We start from the raw sequence: 20,212 nt of genomic DNA on the forward strand, positions 1-20,212 counted from the left end.
AGCCTTACTCGTTCCGCGCGATCGCGGTCAGCCTGGTCATGTTCCGCAACAGGATGCGGCCGCGCTGGAGATCCAGGATCGCTTCCTTGCGCCAGGCCTGAAGCTGGCGGTTGACGCTTTCGCGGGCGGCGCCGACGAAGACGCCGAGCTGCTCCTGCGAGATGTGCACCTCGGAGCCGAAATCGGCGGCAAGCGCGCAGAGCCGCCGCGCCAGGCGAACCGGCAGCGGCTGTAACATAGATTCTTCCATGCGCTCGCTCTGCCAGCGGATGCGCTGGCACAATAATGCGATGATCTTGATCCCGACCTTCGGCTCGCGCTCGAGAAAGGCGAGAAAGTCTTCGCGCCGCAGCACGAACAATTCGCTGACTTCGCCCGCGGTGGCATCCGCGGTGCGGCTCTGGCCGTCCAGCACCGCGACCTCGCCGAACAGGTCGCCCGGGCCCATGAAATTCAGCGTCAACCGGCTGCCGTCCGAGGCGCCGGTCTCGATGCGGACTTGGCCTCGGCGCACGCCGAACAGCGCGTCCCCGGCATCGCCCTTCTGGAACAGCACCTCGCCATTCCCCAGATGCTGGGTGTGGCAGAGATTGGACAGCCGCTGGAGCTCGTCCCCGCCGAGGTCGGCGAACATCGGGTTCATCTTCAGGATGACCGCAAATTCGGCCTGCTTGCTCATTTCAACTTCCTTGTGAACTTGCTTGTCAATTTCGTCGTCAAATTGTCTGGAACCGGCAACGTCAGAATCGTGTAAAACCGTGCCGGAGAAGTGTGTCATAAGTCACATAACTTTGCAGCACCCCCAGACTATTTTTGATCGCTTGGAGCGGCTTGCCGTCCCGGGATAAACTCACGCGCAACGGGCGGGTGGGCGGCCGGGTTCGGCGCGGTTCGTCCGTCGTTGGAAAGTCGACATGAGAGCAGTGAAATTCGCCGGCGCCGCAGTCGCCGCAATCATCATCGTGATCGCGCTTCTGCTCGTGGTCGGAATCCCGTCGGGCTTCCTGACCTCGACGATTGCCGCGCGCGTCGAGAGCGCGACCGGCTATCGCCTGTCGATCGACGGCACCACCAAGATCAGCCTGTGGCCGACGCTGAACGTCACCTTGAACGATCTGACGCTTGCCGACCCCAAGGACCGCAGCGGCATCACGCGCGTCACGATCGACAGGGTGCAGGCCGACATGTCGCTCTCGAGCGTGTGGTCGGGCAGCCCTGAGATCAGCGAACTCGTCGTCACCCATCCCGTGCTCTACCAGCCGCTGCTGCGCGAGCGCCTGCCGAATGCGAGCGCATCGTCGAAGCCGCTCGCGCTCGACGCCAATGCTGCGAGGATCGACCGCGTCAAGGTCACCGACGGCGAGGTCGCCTTCGCGCGCCAGCGCGATCGCGTCGAGGGACGTATCAGCGCCATCAACGCCGACGCGACCGTTGGCCGGGATCGCAAGATCAACATCACCGGCACCGCGCGCGTCGGTGAGCACCCGACCAAGTTCGACATCAAGGCGACGGCGCCGGCGCCGCCCGCCGATCGGCCGACGATCCCGGTGGATTTCGCCATCGACATGCCCGATGTGCTGAAGTCTCAGCTCGCAGGTCACGCCGAGATGCGGCTGAGCGGCGATCTCGTGATGATCAACGGCGTGAACGGCACGCTCGGCGATGGCGCGTTCAACGGCTGGGCTTCGGTCGACATCGCGAGCAAGCCTCTCGTCAAGGTCGATCTCGACTTCCAGCGACTCACAATTCCGCTGGCGAAGTCGCCGGACGGCGCGCCCGGGCGACCCTGGAGCGATGCGCCGATTGACGTGTCCGGGCTCAATTATGTCGATGCGCAGCTGCGGATCTCCGCGAACGAGGCCGTGATCGGCGATGCGCGCCTTGCGCCGCTGGCGCTCGATGCGAAGCTCGCCGGCGGCGTGCTGAAGGCCGGCACCGCCAATCTCGGCGCCTATGGCGGCCAGGTCTCGGGCGAGGTGATTCTGGATGCGACCACCGGCGCACCGAGCTTTGCCATGCATTCCGATCTCGCCGGCGTGCGCGCGCTGCCGCTGCTCCAGGGCCTTGCCGAATTCGACCGGATCGACGGCAAGCTGCAAGCCAAGCTCGCATTGCGCAGCGCCGGCACCAGCCAGCGCGCCCTGATGGCGAACATGCAGGGCACCGCCTTCGTCAATTTCCAGGACGGCGCCATCCGCGGCGTCAACGTCGCGCAGATGATCCGCTCGCTGACATCGGGTACGCTGTCGGGCTGGCAAGACAACCAGAACAACAGTCAGGAACAGAGCACGGATCTGTCGCAGCTCTCGGCCTCCTTCCGCATCGACAAGGGCCAGGCCGTGACGACCGATCTCAATCTGATCGGGCCGCTGGTGCGCGTGACCGGCGCCGGCACGATCGCACTCGACACCAAGCTGATGGGCTTTCGTGTCGAGCCGAAACTGGTGATGACGACCGAAGGCCAGGGCCGCACCTCCGACCCGGTCGGCTTCGGCATTCCCGTGATGATCACCGGCCCTTGGTCGCAGCCGCGGATCTACCCTGACATGGCGGGCATGCTCGACAACCCGGATGCCGCCTACGCCAAGCTGCGCGAGATGGGCAAGGGCCTGTTCGGACCTGATGGCGCAGGCCTCGGCAACATTTTGGGCAGCCTCGGTAACCTCGGGCTCGGCGGCACGACCGTGCCGGGCGGCGGCAACGCCGCCGGCAATGCCAATCCGCAAACCCAGCAGCCGGGACAGAACAATCCGCTCGGCGGCCCCTTGGGCGAGGCGATCGGCAATCTGATCCAGCAAGGGCTTTCCAGCGGCGCGGCAACCGGCACGGGCGCAGGAACTGCCACGGGCACCGGCCGCAGCCGCAGCCTGCCGGCAACACCCTCCACACCCGCGCCGCAGCCTTCGCCTGCACCGCCCACCCAGGGGGACGCGCCGGTGGCGCAGCAGGACAGTCAGCCGATGAACGACGTGCTGCGGCAGCTCTTCAATCGATGATGGGCGGACCAACGCTCTGGACTCCACGCCAATCCCTTAACCCGGCTCTGCCTCCGCCCGCTTCATCCGAACGGATGAGGCTGCGACAATTCGGCCCAAGCCGGCGTCCGCGGCGGGTAACCAAGCCCGCCGGTCCACCGGTCGTCCGGCCCAAATTATGGTAGAAGGACGGCTGGGCCCGTACGGCCCGTAGCGCGCAGCGTCGATGGCGGCGCGAGAGGATCCGGATGGCGGGAGCGAACGACAAGACACGGTTTCTGCGCGAGGGCCTGTTCGCCAAATACGTCGTCTCCCTCGTCGGCCTCGTCGTGTTCGTGCTCGCCGTCAACGGTGCGATGGAGACCTGGATCTCCTATCGCGCCACCAAGACGTCACTGACCGACGGGCTGGAAGACAAGGCGCAGGCCGCGGCCCGGCGCATGGAGCAATCCGTCTCCGAACTCGAGCGCCAGATCAGCTGGGTGACGACGGCCAGCCGGGACACGCTCGAGAAGCGTCGCGCCGACTACGCCCAGCTCTTGCAGCAGGTCTCTGTCGTCTCCCAGCTGTTCCAGCTCAACGGCGACGGCCGCGAGGTGCTGCGCGTCTCGCGCCAGTCGACCACGACCGGCAGCAATGCCGATCTCTCTCGCGACATGCGCTTTACCGACACGGTTGCCCGCGGCGTCAGCTATGCGCCGGCTTATTTCGTCGACCAGAGGCCGATGATGTCGATCTCGGTGGCGCATTCCGGCTTCAATGCCGGCGTCACGGTCGCCGAGATCGATCTCAGCTTCCTCTCCGACTTCCTGTCCGACACCCAGGTCGGCAAGGCGGCCTTTGCCTATGTGGTCGATCCGCGCGGCCGCGTGCTGGCGACGTCATCGAAGGGACCCGATGTCGGCAAGGACCTTTCGAAGCTGCCGCAGGTGGCGGCCGCGATCGCGCCCGGTGGCGCGCCCGACACGTCGGGCACCGATTTCAACGGCCATTCGGTGCTGTCGGCCGCGAGCACCGTGCCGAAGCTCGGCTGGAGCGTGCTGTTCGAGCAGCCGACCACGCAGGCCCTGATGCCGATCCGCGACCAGCTGGTGCGCATAGCGCTGCTGATCGGAATGGGCCTGATGGTCGCGATCCTCGCCGGCACGTTGCTGGCGCGCCGCATGATCATCCCGATCACGGCGCTGCGCGACGGAGCGCACAAGCTCGGCGAAGGCGACTTCAACCACCGCATCGACGTGCACACATCCGACGAGCTGGAAGATCTTGCGAGCCAGTTCAACCGCATGGCCGGCCAGCTCCAGGAAACCTATTCCAATCTCGAAACCAAGGTCGACGAGCGCACCCGCGACCTCGCGCAGTCGATCAACGAATTGAAGGTGCTGGAAGAGGTCGGCCGCGCGGTCGCCTCCTCGCTCGATCTCAACGCCGTGCTGCCGACCATCGCGGCGCGCGCGATCGAGATCACCCATGCCGACGCCGTGCTGATCTACGGCTACGATGCCGAGACGCGCCGCTTCAACCTGGTCGAATCCAACGGCATCGACAAATCGGCCGAAGGCGCGCATGTCACGATCGGCGAAGGCGAGACCATTCTAAGTAACGCGGCCGAAAGCGGCGAGCCGATCGCGATTGCCGATCTCGACCTGGCCTCTGGGCAGCCGCTGCGCGATGTCGCGGTCGATGCCGGCTTCCACTCGGTGCTGGTGGTGCCGCTGGTGGACCAGCAGGGCACGCTCGGCTCGCTGGTGGTGCTGCGCCGCGCCAGCGGCGAGTTCGCCGGCAGCGTCACCGGGTTGATGCGCACCTTCGCCAACCAGGCGGTGCTGGCGATGCGCAATGCGCGGCTGTTCACCGAGGTCGACCACAAGAGCCACGCGCTGGAGGCGGCGAACGAGACCGTGCGCGCCCAGGCCGACAAGCTCAAGCAGCAGACCGAGCAGCTCAAGGACTGGAACAAGTCGCTGGAGGAGCGCGTCGAGACCCAGCTCGGCGAGATCGAGCGCATCCGCAAGCTCGAGCGTTTCCTGGCGCCGCAGGTGGCGCAGCTGATCGCCTCCTCCGACAGCCCCGAGGGGCTGCTCACCAGCCAGCGCCGCGAGGTGACCGTGGTGTTCTGCGACCTGCGCGGCTTCACCGCGTTCACCGAAGCGACCGAGCCGGAAGAGGCGATGAACGTGCTGCGCGAATATCACGCCGCGCTCGGCACGCTGATCTTCAAGTACGAGGGCACGCTCGACAAATATGCCGGCGACGGCGTGATGATCCTGTTCAACGCGCCGATCCAGTTCGAGGACCACGTCCAGCGCGCCGTGAAGATGGCAGTGGAGATGCGCGACACCATCGGCCCGCTGACCGAGCGCTGGCGCAACCGAGGGCACAGCCTCGGCTTCGGCATCGGCATTGCGCTCGGCTATGCCACGCTCGGCCAGGTCGGCTTCGAGCAGCGGCTGGAATATGCCGCGATCGGCAGCGTCACCAACCTCGCCTCCCGCCTCTGCGGCGAAGCCAAGGCCGACCAGATCGTGGTCAGCCGCCGCGTCTACGGCATGGTCGAACCTTTCGTCGAAGCCCGCGCGCTCGACGATCTCCAGCTCAAGGGTTTTAACCACCCGGTGCTGGCGATGGAGATTTTGAGCTGGCACGACGACGAGGCGGACGCGGTGGATGCGTCGGCGGCACGGCGGCGGGGGTAGCTAAAACAAAAAAATGCGAAAACAACCCCATGCACAGTAGACAGGGTCTGTGGAATCAATGAGTTACGGGGACGCGAAGGCGGTTTGATTTGTCGGGCAAAACACCGGCAAAATGGCATCATCTTCCCCACCCCTCCCACGAACCACATCCCTCCTCCCCGCGACTAACCATCGCCTCAACGACGAGGCCTGAGTTCGGATGGGAGAGACCTGTGGCGTTTGCCTTGCCTTCGCGTGCGTATGATTTGCAGATGCTGGACCGGCCCGCCGATCGCGCGCGCGATCAGGGCTGGGTCTATGGGCTGCCGCCGGGCATCACATCCGAACAATGGCCGCTCGATCCCGTCACCGGGTTTCCGCTGATGCACGGTTTTACCTTGAAGCTGCCGGACGATTATCGCGTGCATGGCGCGGATATCGTCGCGGTGTCGTTCTTTGCGACTGCGCCCGATCACAATGACGGCGGCGCGCCTGACGATCCTGAAATCCGCGAGGCCGTGACGGCGCGCGCCGCGCATCCGCGGCTCTCGCGCATGACCGACATTCTCGATTATGAATATGCAGCGCTGCTGCTCACCCAAGCGGAGTACGAGGGCGCATTCGCGACGCCACCGGTGCCGCTTGCGCTGGCGACGGCGGATCGACCGCGCTGGCTCGACGTCGGCGGCGCCTGCGCCTTCTTCGAGGCGGCCGCGCCTTACGCGAAGAAAATGTTTGCCACCTCGCCGCGCACCGATCTCAGCGAGACCCGCGCGATTGCGCTGGTGCCGCGCGCGAGCGATCCCAATGCCGGCAAGGGCCCGCAGGACGAGCACACCAGCCGCAATTCGCCGACCGGCTATCAGCCGTTTTACTACTATGTCGGCGGCGTGCCGAGCCGCGACAATTTCCGCCTGCACGATTGGGGCAAGGACCACGCCCACAATCATCTCGGCGGCACCATGCGGCCGTGCCAAGCGGTGCCGGAGATGAGCCCGTTCTACATCGAGTTCGAGGAATATTTTGGCGGCTACAATTTTGGCGGCGGCAACGCGCAGCTCGACTTCAAGGACATGAAATTCGACTGGGCGTGCGGCTAGAGCCCCGTTCCGATGGAATCGGAACGAGACTCTCGTTCTTGTTTGGACGCGTTTTCTTCACGCGAATCGGTATCCACTTCGCTCGAAAACGCTCTAATCACGCCCCGCGCTTCGGCCCCATCGCCTCGAAGCCAGCCTTCTGCTCGTCGCTCAGATCCGCTTCGAAATCATCGAGCGCATCGCCGACACCCTTGACCGCTTGCAGCATCGTCTCCAGCCGTGCCTTTACGGCAGCGAGGCGGGCCTGCGGTGTCGCGGCGGCCTTGGTCGGGCAGGCGCTGAGCGTCTCCATGGTGCGCAGCGTGGTGTCCTGGAGCACGTCGAGGCGCGCGCGGGCAATGTCGTCGAGTTTTAGCGTGGACGCGATGTCGGCGGCTGGCCATTGCTGCTGGACGAGCTGCTCATATTGGCGCTGCGCCTTGACGTCATAGCGGGGATCATTGTCCGGATCGCAGGCGGCTTCCGCCCGCGCATCCTTGCGCTGGCCGGCTGCGAGCGCGGCGCGGCGCTCGTTCGCCAGTGCGTCGAGCTTTGCTTTCTGCCCATCATCGAGCAGATCGACGAATTTTGCGAGCTGCGGCGCGATTGTGTCCGTCGCCTTGATCATGGCTTCGAGGCGCTCGCGCATCAGGCCGAGGCGCTCCGTTGCGGTCGCGGGCACCTGCGTCGGGCAGGCCGAGCGAATGCTGTCGCGGGCAGAAAGCCAGGCAGCACTGAGATCGTCGAGCGCGGTGCGATGCAATTCGCTCAGTTGCACGGCGGCGGCGATGCGATCCGCGGGAAAGCCGGCGGGATCGCTGACATCGCAAATGTTCTGCGCCGACGGAATTTTGCGCGCGCGCCTGCCTTGCGGCGCGGTGTAGGCGGCAAGCTCCGTGGCCGCATAGGGCGCGAAGATCGCGGCGTAAATGTCGCCATAGCCATAGAGCGAGATGCTGGTCGCATCGGCGAAGATCACCGCATTGGTGAGATCGTCATGCGCGAACGGCCAGAACACCGGGCCGGCCCAGCCATAGCTGCCGTCGGGGTGGCGCCACCAGCCCTGCGGACGGCGGCCGCCGCGCCAGCCTGACAGCGCAGCCTGCGCCGAGAGCGCCGCGCGCAGGATGTAGGGATTGGATAATTGCTCGCGTTGGGCGCCGCGCGGATCTTGCGACCGCAACGCGGCGGAACGGTAGCGCCCGCCCCGCACCGCCATCCGGGCGTGACGCAATCGCGAAAGGCCGATCACGTGACCGACGGCGAAGCGGGCTACGCCTAGCGGCCCGCCGCCCAGTCCGAACTGCGCCTCGGCCCTGTCAGGCAGCAGCACTGCGAGAGCCAAAGCGGCACCTGCCAGTGCCAATCCCATGCGTGATTTCGACCTGACTACCGAGCCGACCACGTCCCGGTCCTCCTCCAGCGCCAAGCGCGCATCGCGCCGCATGGAGAAGACGCGCCGGGGAACCAAATGTTCCGCGGTGAGACGGTCAAAGCGTCGCGGTCTCTCTTCTCCCTCGCCCCGCTCTTGCGGGGAGAGGGTCGGGGTGAGGGGTCCTCTCCACGCGCGAGATTCATCGATAGACCTGTACCCCCTCACCCGGAACGCATCTGGCGATGCGTTCCGACCTCTCCCCGCAAGCGGGGCGAGGTAAGGCAGCCGCGTCGAAGCGTCAGGAGATGCAAGCCGGAACAGCGAGAACCGTCGCGCCTCACTGCGTCTTTTGCGGCATCACAAAGGTCTGACCGGGATAGATCAGGTTGGGATTGTGGATCTTCTCGCGGTTGGCGTTGACGATCACCGCGTAGCGGGCGCCGTCGCCGTAAGCGAGACGGCTCAGCGCCCAGAGGCTCTCGCCGCGGGAAATCACGTGGCTGCCGCCAGCCTCCGCCGGTGTCGTGTTGAAGACATCCGCGGGCGAAGCCGATGCGACCGTCGCGGCGGCCGCCGGCACCCTCGCCATGACCCTGGGTTTGGGTGCGCCCATCATTCTCGGCCGAACCGCTGACCTATCAGGCGTCGCGGCAAGACGCGGCGCCGGCAGGGACGCCACGACGTCCGATTTGTCGTCCGGCTTCTCAGCCTGTTTCGCGGCCGGTGCCGGACGCGCGGGCGGCGGCGCAGCTTCGGCGATCGTCACCGGCATGGTGCGGGCGGACTGCGTAACGGTGCCGTCGGGCGCTTTCGCCCGCAAGGTCAATTCGTAAGAGCCTGAAGGAAGCTGCGGCGGGGTCATCACGAACTGGCCGGAGGCATCGGCCAGCACTGTGTCGAGTGTCTTGCCGTCGCGCAGCAGCTCGACCTTGGCGCCCGGCGCGGCCTGGCCGGCGATCACCGCAGCTTCGCCATGATCGTCGATGCGCCCCACGTCGAAACGAGGAGCGCCGTCGGTCGCGGCGGCCGGCGGCTTGACCGGCACAAGATCGGCCAGCGCCGTGACCTGCTTTTGCGTCTCGGCCAGCGCATCAGCCTTCGGCGGGGCCGCGGCGAGCTTTGGCTCGGCCGGCTTGGATTCGGCCTTGGATTCGGCCTTGGATTCGGCTTTGGGTTCGACCTTGGCTTCAGGCTTTGCCTCTGGCTTGGCCGCCGCGACGACCGCGGTCTTCTCCCCGCCCGGCAACAGGCGGCGCAGCTCGGTGGGACCGATCACCAGCACGGTGCCGGCCAGTGCGAGCAGACAGAATGCAATGAAGGCCTTGGAAGCGGTGATCATCAGAAGCGAACCTCAACGAACCCTGAACGAACCTTGCAAATCAGCCGAGGGCGGCAAATTGCGCCGATTTGGCTACGGCAGCAAGACGGTCGAACGGACGATCGCCCCCTCAAATGAACCGGCACGGCCCGGCCGGAGTCAAACGAGCGAGGCCGCAACACGGCATTTTTTCAAGGATTTTCCTCGTGAACGCATTTTGCCGCACCGCGCCATGGCTGGCGCTCGCCTTGACGCTGGCCGCCTCTCCCGCACTCGCCGCCTCCGGCCCGCCGCCGGGGTTCGCCCTCACCGACAATGCCGATCTCGCCTTCACCTCGCCCGACGGCGCCACCAGGCTCGAGCAGTACATGAAGGACGGCGGGGATTTCGACGTCAAATGGCAGGTCTGGGCCCGGCGTGGCGAGCAGATGACGGAGCTGAAGCCGGAGCAGGGCTATGGCGCCGGCTTCCGCTTCACCAACGATTCGCAATGGCTGGTGCGGATGCAGAAGACCGGCTCCGGCGAGCAGGATCTGTTCCTCTACCATGTCGAGAACGGCGCCTTCGTCAGCGCGACCAGGAAATCGCTCAGCGATCTCGCCTGGGACTATTTCTACGCTCGGCCGGAGACGAAGCATTTCGCCAAGCTCGACTACCACATCACCGCCAATCTGATGAAGGGCACGGAAGAGGGCTATCGCTGGCTCGGCGTGGACTGGCCCGACAACCGCTACCTCGTGATCTCGCTCAGTGGCGCATTCGACAAGCACCCGAAGAACGTCGCCGTGAAAGGACTGGGCGGCTGGCAATGCCGCTATGACCTCAAGACCGGCAAGTTCGATGTGCCCAGGATGTTTGCCAAGGAGAATGCGGAAGCACTGAACTGGGAGATCAAGCGGTAACGCCGGTTTCGTGGGGTGGGTTAGCCGAAGGCGTAACCCACCACGGTCTCTATCCGCGGAAGAAAGGCGGTGGATTACGCCTTCGGCCAATCCAGCCTACGGAACCCGCTGATTCCGCACCGATTCATATTTTCCTAACCCTCAATGGTAACTGGCTCTTGTCGGTTTTGCTGCATCTTGCATCCCACGGGAGGGCTGGATGGGCGCATCGATCCGATGGACCGCGCGACTACGCGCGCTGCTCCGCCGTTGGCGCGGGGCGCCGCTGACGTGGCTGATCGTCGGCGGCTTCGTGCTGATGCTTGCGACCGCCATCGGCACCGCACTCACCGTCGACCGCTTCCGGCAGAACGCGATCGAAAGCGGCCGCGACAGCCTTGAAAACTCCGTCCGTCTGCTAGCCCGGCATTTCGACCGCGAATTCGCAGACTTTGCGGTGCTGCAGAAGAGCGTCATCGCGGAACTCGAAGGCCACGGCATCGCCTCCGACGATATCTTCCGCAGCGAGATGGGCACCCTTGCGATGCATGAGGTGCTGCGCGCAAAAGCCAGTGGCTGGTCCGACGTTGCCGGCGCCAACGTCTTCGACGCCGGCGGCATGCTGATCAATTCGTCGCGGCGCTGGCCGGTCGCCGACATCTCGGTCGCAGACCGCGGCTATTTCAACCGGCTCAAGAACGATCCGGCGGCGCAGAAGGAGGTCGAGGTCGTGCGCGGCCGGATCGGCAACGGACCGGCGATCGTGTTCGCGCAGCGCATCTCCGGCCCGCACGGCGAATTCCTGGGGATCGTCTCGCGCGCGATCACGCCCGAGCAGCTCGAATCCTTCTTTGCCTCGGCCGGGCTCGGCGAGGAATCCTCGATCGCGATGCATCACCAGAACGGCCAGCTGCTCGCGCGCGTCCCGCATGTCGATGACATGATCGGGCAGAATTTTCGCGAAGGCACGTCGGACCAGATGGCGGTGTTCGAGCGCACCTTCGTCACGACCAGGCTCACGAGCCCGATCGACGGCAAGGACCGCATCGTCGCCTCGCGCCTTCTCACCGGCGAGCCACTGGTCGTGGTCGCGACCAAGTCGTTGGACGCAACGCTCGCCACCTGGCACACGCAAACCAAATTCTTCGTCACCGTCGCCGTGCTGTCGATCGGCCTCCTGGTGCTGACGCTGTCCCTGATCTTCCGCCAGGTGACGCACCGCGTCTCGCTGGAGAAGCAGCGGCTCGACACCGCCATGAACACGATGACGCAAGGCCTGCTGATGTTCGACCAGGACGAGCGGCTCATCGTCTGCAACCGCCGCTACATCGAGATGTATCAATTGTCGGCGGGCGTGGTGAAGCCCGGCGCCTATTTCCGCGACGTGATCCAGCACCGCCATGACACCGGCTCGTTCGAGGGTGACGTCGATTCCTATTGCGACGGCGTCTTGAGCAGTGTCGGACTGACCCAGAGCGCGATCGTCGAGACCGCCGACGGCCGCCTGATCGAGGTCAAGAACCAGCCCGGCGCCGCAGGCGGCTGGCTCGCCACCCATAACGACGTCACCGAACGCATCCGCGCCGACGAACGCATCGCACATATGGCGCATTATGATGCGCTGACCGACCTGCCCAACCGCGTGCTGATGCGCGGCCATCTCGAGCGCCGCGTCGCGGAGCTCGCCCAGGGCAAGCCGTTCGCGATGCTCTATATCGACGTCGACGAATTCAAGGGCGTCAATGATTCGCTCGGCCACGAGGTCGGCGACGAGCTGCTCCGCCAGGTCGCAAACCGCCTGCGCGCCTGCGTCAGCGGCAACGATCTCGTCGCACGGCTTGGGGGCGACGAATTCGCCGTCATCAAGGCCGGAACCAGCGACCGGGCTGAGCTGTCGGCGCTCGCCGACACGATCCTCAACGCGCTCCGCGCGCCCGTGAGCTGCAAGGACCAGGACATCCAGACCGATGCCAGCATCGGCATCGCGATCGCGCCCGACCACGGCGACAATCTCGACGAGCTGCTCAAGCGCGCTGATCTCGCAATGTATGCGGCGAAATCGGAAGGGCGCGGCACCTTCCGCATCTTCGTGCCCGAATACGACGCCAAGGCGCGGCAGCGCCGCCAGCTCGAGCTCGATTTGCGGCAGGCGCTCGCGCGCGGCGAGTTCGAGGTGCATTACCAGCCGCTGGTCGACCTCGCGGCCAATGTCGTAAACGGCTGCGAGGCGCTGCTGCGCTGGCACCATCCCGAGCGCGGCATGGTCTCGCCCGCGGACTTCATTCCGGTCGCAGAAGACACCGGACTGATCGGCGAGATCGGCGAATGGGTCTTGAGGCAGGCCTGCACCGAAGCGGCATCATGGCCCGGCGACATCCACATCGCTGTCAACGTCTCGCCGGTGCAGTTCCGCTCCAGGACGCTGGCGCTGAAGGTCGCCGCCGCGCTCGCGGAGTCAGGCCTTGCGCCCGGCCGGCTCGAGCTCGAAATCACCGAAACCGTCCTGATCCGCGACGACGCGGAGGCCCTGACGATCCTCCAGCAGCTGCGCGAGCTCGGCGTGCGCATCGCGCTCGACGATTTCGGCACCGGCTATTCGTCGCTGAGCTATCTGCACCGCTTCCCGTTCGACAAGATCAAGATCGACCGCAGCTTCATCAGCGACATCGGCCAGTCCGAGGACTCTTCGCCGATCGTCCAGGCCGTGGTGCACATGGCCGCCGCCCGCCACATGGCGACGACCGCCGAAGGCGTCGAGACCGAAGCGCAGCGCGAAGTGCTGCGAAAGCTCGGATGCAGCCAGATGCAGGGCTGGCTGTTCAGCCCGGCGGTGCCGGCGGCGAAGTTGAAGCAGCTGTTGTCGGCGCAGGCGGCGGCAGCTTAGCTGCTAACTTCGTCGATAATCCAAGGCACGAGACATCCGCCTCATCGCTTCGTTTTCCAGATGGACGATCCCGTTCGCCGCCGAGCCGTCGACGAATTCGGCCACGAAGGCGCGTCCGATGTCGTCCTGCTCGATCACACCAAACGATCCCGGAATGAGGCGCCCTAGCCAGGCGACGTAGCCCGGGGTGTGAGCATTGCCTGCGATAATTCCCGGACGAAAAATCGCGAGGCGCTGGAAGCCTGCGTTTTGGACCGCCTCTTCCTTCAGGCCCATGACCCGCACATAACGGAACCTGCTTTTCGCGGTGCTTCCCACGGCCGAAAGCAGGGAGAAGCGTGTGATGCCGCCGGCATGGCAACCCCTCGCAAAACCACCGACGACGCCGATTTCGAGCGCCTTCAATTCTTCTTCGCTCCAATTCATGCTGCCCTTGCCGACGCCGACACAGGATGCCCCGTAGACAGGATCACCTTGCGCGACCAGGCCGTGCGCAACCTTGGTCAGCTCTGCTGAAAAGCGGGCATCGGCCGTGTCCAGGATCAGCTGCCGCACGCGCGAGTTGGCGTTCGCAGATGCCGCCTTGCGATTGACCATCACGATTTCTGCGCACGACGGCTCTGCCACGAGCGCACGCACCACGGCAGCTCCGACCTGTCCCGTGCCGCCGATGATCAAGACGCGAAATGTCATTCCCAGCCTTAATGAAGGACGTTGCAGCGGCGCATCCGCGCGCTGGCTTTCTTTCCTAACGGCATGTTGTGCTGGCGCAAGGCCCCGTCCCGACCCGTTCCTCCGCATCTTGTATTCGCGCGGCGGTCCCTTATCTCATCGGCATGATGAAGCTCACACCCGTTCAGGACCAGGCGATCCAGGCGCTCGTCGCGGGCGCCGTCGGCGCCGAGGCATTCGATCGCGTCTTCGCCGGCATCCGCTTCGACGAAATCGAGAGCACGATGCTCTACGCCTTCGCCAGGAACGAGGACGTCGCGTCCGACATCGAGGACAGCTATTCGCCTCTCATCGCCGCAGTCGCATCGCGGGTGCTCGACAAGCAGGTCGACGTCGTCGTCGTGATGCCGAAGGTTCTGCAATAGGGTTTGGTCTCAGCGGCTTCGCTCAGTCGAGGAAGGCTGCGAGCTCCTCGGGCGCGCCCGAAGGAAACGCTTCCTTGAGGCAGTCGAGAAACGCGGATACGCGCGCGCTCAGCAGTCGGCGCGATGGATAGAGCGTCCAGAGCGTGATCTCGGGTCCGTCGATATCACCCCAATGCACAAGCTTCCCGGCCTCGAGGTCCCGGCTCACGAGCGAGACTGGGAGCCGCGCGGCACCGGCGCCCGCCCGGACGGCATCGCGGATCATGATCAGCGACGACAGGCGAAGCACCGGCTCGACCGCGAGACGCAAATTTCCACCCGTTGCGACCACATCCCAGCCGGACGTCAGATCGCCCGTCTCGCGCACCACGGCCGGCACGGCACGATCGTCTGCGTGGCGGCCAAGGCGCGGGCTCGCCACGACCACCAGCCGATCGCGCAGAAAGATTCGCCCCACGAGCGTTTCGTCCGGATCCGGATTGACGCGGATCACAAGGTCATAGCCTTCCTCGACCATGTCGACGGCGCGATCTTCCGTCGTGACCTCAAGCCGAACTTCCGGATATTTCAGCGCGAACAGGGCGGCCAGTTTTCCCATTGCGGTCTGCGAAAACAGCAGCGGTGCGCTGATCCGAAGCCTGCCGCGCGGCCTGTCTCCACCGGAGGCGATTGCCGCTGCGGTCTCGTCGAGTTCGGCGAGCAGTGCCCCCGTCCGCTCGTGGAGTGCCCGCCCTTCCTGCGTAAGTTTCAGGACGCGCGCTCCGCGCTCGAACAGACGCAGATCGAGGCTGCTCTCCAGTTCCGAGACCCGGCGGGACAGCGTCGCTTTCGGACGGCCCGAGGCCCGTGCGGCCCGGCCAAACCCGCCATGGCGGGCGACCAGATTGAAGTCAGCGAGGGCAAGGAGATCCATCTGTTCCACCAATGAGACACATGGTCTATAATTAGCGTCTATCGGCCCGAATGTGGATCACTAATTTGCGGATGTGTTCTTCACATCCCAAACAGGAGTGACCCCCATGACCATCCTCGTAACCGGCGCCACCGGCCGTGTCGGCCGCCACATTGTCCAGCAACTCGTCGCGCGCGGCGCCGATGTGCGCGTGCTGTCCCGCGATCCCGCAAAGGCCGAATTCCCGGCCGGCGTGAACATCGTGAAAGGCGATTTGCTCGATCTCGACTCGCTGCGTGCAGCGTTCAGCGGCATCAAGACGCTGTTCCTGCTCAACGCGGTGACCGGCGACGAATTCACCCAGGCGCTGATCACGCTGAACGTCGCGCGCGAGGCGGGCGTCGATCGCCTCGTCTATCTCTCGGTGATCCACGCCGATCGCTTCGTCAACGTGCCGCACTTCGCGGTGAAGTTCGGCGCCGAGCGGATGATCGAACAGATGGGTTTTGGCGCCACGATCCTGCGTCCGTCCTACTTCATCGACAATGATCTCACGATCAAGGATGTCATCCTCAACCACGGCGTCTATCCGATGCCGATCGGCAGCAAGGGTCTCGCCATGGTCGACACGCGCGACATCGGCGAGGTCGCGGCGATCGAGTTGATCCGGCGCGAGCAGGCGCCAGGCAAGCTGCCGGTCGAAACCATCAATCTGGTCGGCCCCGATACGCTGACCGGTTCGGACGTCGCCACGATCTGGTCGGAGGTCCTTGGGCGCCCCGTCGCCTATGGCGGCGATGATCCCACCGGCTTCGAGCAGAATCTGGCGACTTTCATGCCGAGATGGATGGCCTACGAAATGCGTCTGATGGCCGAGCGCTTTGTCAGCGACGGAATGATCCCCGAGAACGGCGACGTCGCACGTCTCACCAAAATGCTGGGACGTCCGCTGCACTCCTATCGCAGCTTCGCGACCCAGATCGCGGCGACCGCGAAGCCGGCCTGACGGTTGCGGCAAGCCAGACTCGATGCTTTGCACCACCCCCGGACGTCGCCACGTCCGGGGTTGGAATTTGGCGCGTGCGTGACCTCACGATAAATCCGCGCTAGCTTCCTCTGACAAGAACAAGAGGAAACGCCAATCGTGTACGACTTCATTATCGTGGGCGGCGGCTCGGCGGGGTCCGTGCTGGCCCACCGGCTGTCTGCCAAGAGTGCCAACAAGGTCCTGCTGTGCGAAGCCGGACAGGACACACCTCCCGGCAACGAGCCGGCCGAAATCCGAGACAGCTATCCGGGCACGGCGTATTTCGATCCGCGCTTTCACTGGACCGAGCTCAAGGTCACGACGCAGGTCGTCAGCCACAACAATCCGAACGAAGCGCGCCCGCCTTTGCGCAAATACGAGCAGGCGCGCGTGCTGGGCGGGGGATCGTCGATCAACGGCCAGATGGCCAACCGCGGCGCACCGACCGATTACGACGAATGGGATGCGCGCGGCGCCGAGGGGTGGACCTGGAACGACGTGCTGCCGTTCTTCAAGAAGGTCGAGCGCGACCTCGATTTCGACGGTCCCTATCACGGCAAGGACGGCCGAATTCCGGTGCGCAGAATTCCAAGAGAGCACTGGACGCGGCATTCGCAGGCTTTCGCCGATGCCTTCCAGCAGGCCGGCCATCCATTCGTAGCCGACCAGAACGGCGAGTTCGTCGACGGCTATTTCCCGGTGACGCACTCCAACCAGGCCGAGCAGCGCGTCTCGGCCGCGATGGGCTATCTCGATCGCGACACGCGCAAGCGCGCCAATCTGACGATCTCCACCGGCACGCAGGTGAGAGAGCTGCTGTTCGAGGGCACGCAATGCGTCGGCGTGAAGGCAGTGGTCGATGGGCGCGAGCAGGAATTCCGCGGACGTGAGATCATTCTCTCCTCGGGCGCGATCCATTCGCCGGCGCATCTCTTGCGCGCCGGCATCGGCCCGGTCGGCCACCTCAAGGATCTCGGCATTCCCGTCCTGATGGGGCTGCAAGGCGTCGGCCAGCGCCTGATGGATCATCCCTCGATTTCGCTGTCGTCCTTTGTTCGCCGCGGCGCGCGCATGAACGAGCATACCAGGCGCCACATGCAGCTGGGCCTGCGTTACTCCTCCGGGCTCGCGGGCGTCCCCAAGGGCGACATGTTCGTCGTCCTGCTGAGCAAGTCGGCCTGGCACGCGGTCGGCGAGCAAATCGGTTCGCTCCTGACCTTCGTCAACAAGACCTATTCGGAGACCGGACAGGTCAAGCTTGCCTCGCGCGATCCCTCGGCCGAGCCGATCGTCGAGTTCAATCTGCTGTCCGACCGCCGCGACCTCGATCGCCTGATGAGCGGCTTCCGCAAGATGGCGGCGGTGCAGATGAGCGACGTGGTCAAGGCTGTGACGGACAAGCCGTTTCCGGCCGCCTATACCGACAAGGTCCGCAAGATCGGCGTGGTCAACACCAAGAACAGGATTTTGACCAGGATCGCCGCGGCGCTGATGGACGGGCCGGCGGCGCTGCGCCACTACATGATCGACAATTTCGTCGTCGAAGGTTTCACCTTCGACCAGGTGATCAACGACGACGATGCGCTGGAAGCGTTCGTGCGCAAGGCGACCATCGGCGTGTGGCACGCCTCCTGCTCATGCCGCATGGGCCTGGTCAGTGATCCGATGGCGGTGGTCGACAACCAGGGCCGCGTCAAGGGCATCCAGGGCCTGCGCGTCGTCGACGCCTCGATCTTCCCGGTGGTGCCGTGCGCCAACACCAATTTTCCGGTGCTGATGACGGCGGAGAAGATCGCAGCAGCGATGCAGTGATCCGATCCTGGCGAGACGAGGCCCGGAAACGGAGGCGAATCCAAACCGGACCTTGGACCGCGAGCTTTGCCGTGAAGGCAGGCCAGCGATCGGGAGCCAACGTCTCAGCAAGTACGGAAGTTCACACTCGTCGGTTTGGCGCGTGCACTTCGACAAATTCAGCATCTGGATGTGTAACGATGGTCGCGAACATGATGCCGCTGATGATGAGCGACCAGGCGGTGTCCCAATAAATCCAAAACACGTGCCAGCCTCCGTTTCGATCTCCTCCGCCCGCAGGACCAAGGTAACGGCAAGGCGAGGCTGCTGTTCCCAATGCGAGCGCGGCGCGGGCGAGGCGCTATTTTGGTTTGGTCGGCGGGGAGCCGCGATCGGTTTGACCGGTGTGGCGCTTTGCCACGACGTCCTCGTCGCGCGGATCCTGGCGCGGGCGTTGCGGCGGCTTGGGCTGACCGGCCTGGCCGCCATGCTTGCCGCCCATGTCGGGCTTGCCTTCAAGGTCGTTTTCGCGGGGCATGACGGGTTAATGCGCTCGCGCGGCATTGGTTCGCAATCGCGCCGGCCGCTGTGAACGAGTTCATAGGATCGTCGCCGGTTGCAGTGCACGATGATCGACATGCCTCGGTGCATTCATTGGACGGACGGATCTGGCCTATGCGGAAACAACTCGTCGCCTGGACCATTTTGACCTCGGCGCTGCTCGCAATCGCGGTATGGACCGTGCTGGGGCCGCCGGATCGCCCGGCCGGCCCGCATCTGCCCTCCCGCGACCTGACGGCAGCGGTGCGCTAGCCATCCACGGCCCAACCGATACAATTTCGGCATCGATCAATCTCAATTGGAATTTGGTGCGGCGACGCACCTGCCGCTATCCTGCCCGGCAAAACGACAATTTCGCACGTCCAGGAGGAGCCCATGTTGAGACCGACCAGCCGCACCGCGTCCCGCGCTGCGATCGCCACCACCCTCACTTTTCTCACCCTCATTTCGGGAGTCCGCGCCGGCATGGCCGAGACCTTCGCCTATGTCGGCAACGCCGACAGCAACGACATCAGCGTGTTCAAGCTTGCCGAGAGCGGCGAGATGACCCCGGTGCAGACGGCCGCTTTCACGGGTGTCGAAAAACCGGGCTCCTCGACCCCGCTCGCGATCACGCCCGACCACCGCGTGCTGATCGCAGGCGTGCGCTCGCAGCCGTTCCTCGCGGTGAGTTTTGCGATCGACCCGAAGACGGGCCAGCTCAGCCCGATCGGCAACGGGCCGCTCGCCGACAGCATGGCCAACATCGCCACCGACCGCGGCGGCAAGGTGCTGTTCAGCGCCTCCTATGGCGGCAACAAGGTCGCGCTGAATCCGCTTCAAGCGAGCGGCGTCGTGGCCGAGCCGAAGCAGGTGATCCCGACCGGGCTGAACGCGCACGCCTTCCTGCCCTCGCCCGACAACCGCTTTGTGTTCGCGACCAATCTCGGCTCCGACCAGATCCTGGCCTTTGCCTTCGATGCCACGGCGGGCACGCTGACGCCGAACGATCCGCCGGTCATCAAGGTGCCGGAGAAATCGGGACCGCGGCACTTCGTGTTCCACCCCAATGGCAAGTTCATCTATCTCATCCACGAGCTGAACGGCGACGTCGCGGCGTTCGGCTATGAGGCCAAGAGCGGTGCGTGGTCCGAGATCCAGCGCACCACTGCGCTGCCGGAAGGATTTAACGGAAAACCCTGGGCCGCCGACATCCACATCACCCCGGACGGCCGCTTCCTCTACGCCTCCGAGCGCACCACCAACACGCTCACCGCCTACAAGGTCGACGCGACAAGCGGCAAGCTGACCACGATCGGCAGCGTGCCGACCGAGAAGCAGCCGCGCGGCTTCAACATCGATCCTTCCGGCCGCTACCTCGCCGCAGTCGGCGAACTCTCCGACGGCATGACGGTCTATGCCATCGACCAGAGCAGCGGCGCACTCGCCAAGCAAAAGTCCTATCCGACCGGCAAGAAGCCGAACTGGGTGGAGTTTTTGAGTTTGCCGTGAAGCTTTTGCTTATCCTCCCCTGGAGGGGGAGGGTAAGAAGCGGCGAACCTCGTCGCCATTTCCGCGACTAATTCAACGGGCGGCATCGCGCCGCCTGTGCTGCGGCATTCTCATCCGGCCGGACCATGATCTATTCTTGGCCCACCGCTGGCGCTTCTGCTATCGA

At 65.0% G+C, this 20,212-nt stretch carries 16 protein-coding genes; 10 read left to right on the forward strand and 6 right to left on the reverse strand.

The genetic code is table 11. From position 1 onward, the window contains the following. Window positions 1-4: 4 nt before the first annotated feature. On the reverse strand, window positions 5-679 hold the full coding sequence (locus tag IVB29_RS15725; protein ID WP_247504260.1) for a Crp/Fnr family transcriptional regulator: 675 nt from the start codon (window positions 677-679) through the stop codon (window positions 5-7). A 235-nt stretch (window positions 680-914) separates the two neighbouring features. On the opposite strand from IVB29_RS15725, the gene IVB29_RS15730 reads away from it, so the two are divergent. From IVB29_RS15730 to IVB29_RS15740, 3 genes are all read left to right on the forward strand, one after another. Further along, complete coding sequence (locus IVB29_RS15730) at window positions 915-2,996, forward strand: AsmA family protein (RefSeq protein WP_247504261.1); 2,082 nt, start codon at window positions 915-917, stop codon at window positions 2,994-2,996. 227 nt (window positions 2,997-3,223) lie between these two features. Then, window positions 3,224-5,671: an adenylate/guanylate cyclase domain-containing protein gene (locus IVB29_RS15735; protein WP_247504262.1), complete on the forward strand. Its 2,448-nt coding sequence runs from the start codon at window positions 3,224-3,226 to the stop codon at window positions 5,669-5,671. Window positions 5,672-5,922: 251 nt separating this feature from the next. Next, complete coding sequence (locus IVB29_RS15740; RefSeq protein WP_247504263.1) at window positions 5,923-6,750, forward strand: hypothetical protein; 828 nt, start codon at window positions 5,923-5,925, stop codon at window positions 6,748-6,750. A 97-nt stretch (window positions 6,751-6,847) separates the two neighbouring features. Here the strand turns inward: IVB29_RS15740 and IVB29_RS15745 are convergent, their stop codons facing one another. Both IVB29_RS15745 and IVB29_RS15750 read right to left on the reverse strand, forming a co-directional pair. Further along, the gene (locus IVB29_RS15745) at window positions 6,848-8,101 is read right to left on the reverse strand and encodes a Spy/CpxP family protein refolding chaperone (protein ID WP_247504264.1); all 1,254 of its coding nucleotides are present in this window, start codon (window positions 8,099-8,101) and stop codon (window positions 6,848-6,850) included. 340 nt (window positions 8,102-8,441) lie between these two features. Beyond that, window positions 8,442-9,443: a LysM peptidoglycan-binding domain-containing protein gene (locus IVB29_RS15750; protein WP_247504265.1), complete on the reverse strand. Its 1,002-nt coding sequence runs from the start codon at window positions 9,441-9,443 to the stop codon at window positions 8,442-8,444. Between the two features lie 185 nt (window positions 9,444-9,628). On the opposite strand from IVB29_RS15750, the gene IVB29_RS15755 reads away from it, so the two are divergent. Beyond that, entirely contained in the window at window positions 9,629-10,324 is a 696-nt protein-coding gene (locus IVB29_RS15755; RefSeq protein ID WP_247504266.1) for a hypothetical protein, read from the forward strand. 199 nt (window positions 10,325-10,523) lie between these two features. Next, entirely contained in the window at window positions 10,524-13,187 is a 2,664-nt protein-coding gene (locus IVB29_RS15760) for an EAL domain-containing protein (protein ID WP_247504267.1), read from the forward strand. Between the two features lie 3 nt (window positions 13,188-13,190). Here the strand turns inward: IVB29_RS15760 and IVB29_RS15765 are convergent, their stop codons facing one another. Beyond that, complete coding sequence (locus tag IVB29_RS15765; RefSeq protein ID WP_247504268.1) at window positions 13,191-13,880, reverse strand: NAD-dependent epimerase/dehydratase family protein; 690 nt, start codon at window positions 13,878-13,880, stop codon at window positions 13,191-13,193. A 143-nt stretch (window positions 13,881-14,023) separates the two neighbouring features. Between IVB29_RS15765 and IVB29_RS15770 the strand changes: the two genes are divergently transcribed. After that, on the forward strand, window positions 14,024-14,284 hold the full coding sequence (locus IVB29_RS15770) for a hypothetical protein (RefSeq protein WP_247504269.1): 261 nt from the start codon (window positions 14,024-14,026) through the stop codon (window positions 14,282-14,284). A gap of 22 nt (window positions 14,285-14,306) precedes the next feature. On the opposite strand, the gene IVB29_RS15775 is transcribed toward IVB29_RS15770, so the two are convergent. After that, complete coding sequence (locus IVB29_RS15775; RefSeq protein WP_247504270.1) at window positions 14,307-15,197, reverse strand: LysR family transcriptional regulator; 891 nt, start codon at window positions 15,195-15,197, stop codon at window positions 14,307-14,309. A gap of 106 nt (window positions 15,198-15,303) precedes the next feature. Here IVB29_RS15775 and IVB29_RS15780 point away from each other — a divergent pair, with 106 nt between their 5' ends. After that, complete coding sequence (locus IVB29_RS15780; protein ID WP_247504271.1) at window positions 15,304-16,182, forward strand: NmrA/HSCARG family protein; 879 nt, start codon at window positions 15,304-15,306, stop codon at window positions 16,180-16,182. A 138-nt stretch (window positions 16,183-16,320) separates the two neighbouring features. Next, window positions 16,321-18,015 carry a GMC oxidoreductase gene (locus IVB29_RS15785; protein ID WP_247504272.1) on the forward strand — a complete coding sequence of 565 codons (1,695 nt, stop codon included), beginning with the start codon at window positions 16,321-16,323 and terminating at the stop codon, window positions 18,013-18,015. A gap of 340 nt (window positions 18,016-18,355) precedes the next feature. Here IVB29_RS15785 and IVB29_RS15790 read toward each other — a convergent pair whose 3' ends face one another. Continuing rightward, window positions 18,356-18,532, reverse strand: a complete 177-nt coding sequence (locus tag IVB29_RS15790; RefSeq protein WP_247504273.1) for a hypothetical protein — start codon at window positions 18,530-18,532, stop codon at window positions 18,356-18,358. Between the two features lie 137 nt (window positions 18,533-18,669). Here IVB29_RS15790 and IVB29_RS15795 point away from each other — a divergent pair, with 137 nt between their 5' ends. Both IVB29_RS15795 and IVB29_RS15800 read left to right on the forward strand, forming a co-directional pair. Beyond that, window positions 18,670-18,807 carry a hypothetical protein gene (locus tag IVB29_RS15795; protein ID WP_247504274.1) on the forward strand — a complete coding sequence of 46 codons (138 nt, stop codon included), beginning with the start codon at window positions 18,670-18,672 and terminating at the stop codon, window positions 18,805-18,807. Between the two features lie 123 nt (window positions 18,808-18,930). Next, window positions 18,931-20,046 carry a beta-propeller fold lactonase family protein gene (locus tag IVB29_RS15800; RefSeq protein WP_247504275.1) on the forward strand — a complete coding sequence of 372 codons (1,116 nt, stop codon included), beginning with the start codon at window positions 18,931-18,933 and terminating at the stop codon, window positions 20,044-20,046. Window positions 20,047-20,212: the final 166 nt, after the last annotated feature.

It is taken from the genome of Bradyrhizobium sp. 1 (assembly GCF_023073315.1).
In the GTDB taxonomy this organism is placed as follows: Bacteria; Pseudomonadota; Alphaproteobacteria; order Rhizobiales; family Xanthobacteraceae; genus Bradyrhizobium.

Bases quoted from the DNA above. Each gene is read 5' to 3' on its own strand.
- IVB29_RS15725 (WP_247504260.1), bottom strand. From the start codon at position 679: ATGAGCAAGCAGGCCGAATTTGCGGTCATCCTGAAGATGAACCCGATG.
- IVB29_RS15730 (WP_247504261.1), top strand. From the start codon at position 915: ATGAGAGCAGTGAAATTCGCCGGCGCCGCAGTCGCCGCAATCATCATC.
- IVB29_RS15735 (WP_247504262.1), top strand. From the start codon at position 3,224: ATGGCGGGAGCGAACGACAAGACACGGTTTCTGCGCGAGGGCCTGTTC.
- IVB29_RS15740 (WP_247504263.1), top strand. From the start codon at position 5,923: ATGCTGGACCGGCCCGCCGATCGCGCGCGCGATCAGGGCTGGGTCTAT.
- IVB29_RS15745 (WP_247504264.1), bottom strand. From the start codon at position 8,101: ATGGGATTGGCACTGGCAGGTGCCGCTTTGGCTCTCGCAGTGCTGCTG.
- IVB29_RS15750 (WP_247504265.1), bottom strand. From the start codon at position 9,443: ATGATCACCGCTTCCAAGGCCTTCATTGCATTCTGTCTGCTCGCACTG.
- IVB29_RS15760 (WP_247504267.1), top strand. From the start codon at position 10,524: ATGGGCGCATCGATCCGATGGACCGCGCGACTACGCGCGCTGCTCCGC.
- IVB29_RS15765 (WP_247504268.1), bottom strand. From the start codon at position 13,880: ATGACATTTCGCGTCTTGATCATCGGCGGCACGGGACAGGTCGGAGCT.
- IVB29_RS15770 (WP_247504269.1), top strand. From the start codon at position 14,024: ATGATGAAGCTCACACCCGTTCAGGACCAGGCGATCCAGGCGCTCGTC.
- IVB29_RS15775 (WP_247504270.1), bottom strand. From the start codon at position 15,197: ATGGATCTCCTTGCCCTCGCTGACTTCAATCTGGTCGCCCGCCATGGC.
- IVB29_RS15780 (WP_247504271.1), top strand. From the start codon at position 15,304: ATGACCATCCTCGTAACCGGCGCCACCGGCCGTGTCGGCCGCCACATT.
- IVB29_RS15790 (WP_247504273.1), bottom strand. From the start codon at position 18,532: ATGCCCCGCGAAAACGACCTTGAAGGCAAGCCCGACATGGGCGGCAAG.
- IVB29_RS15795 (WP_247504274.1), top strand. From the start codon at position 18,670: ATGCGGAAACAACTCGTCGCCTGGACCATTTTGACCTCGGCGCTGCTC.
- IVB29_RS15800 (WP_247504275.1), top strand. From the start codon at position 18,931: ATGTTGAGACCGACCAGCCGCACCGCGTCCCGCGCTGCGATCGCCACC.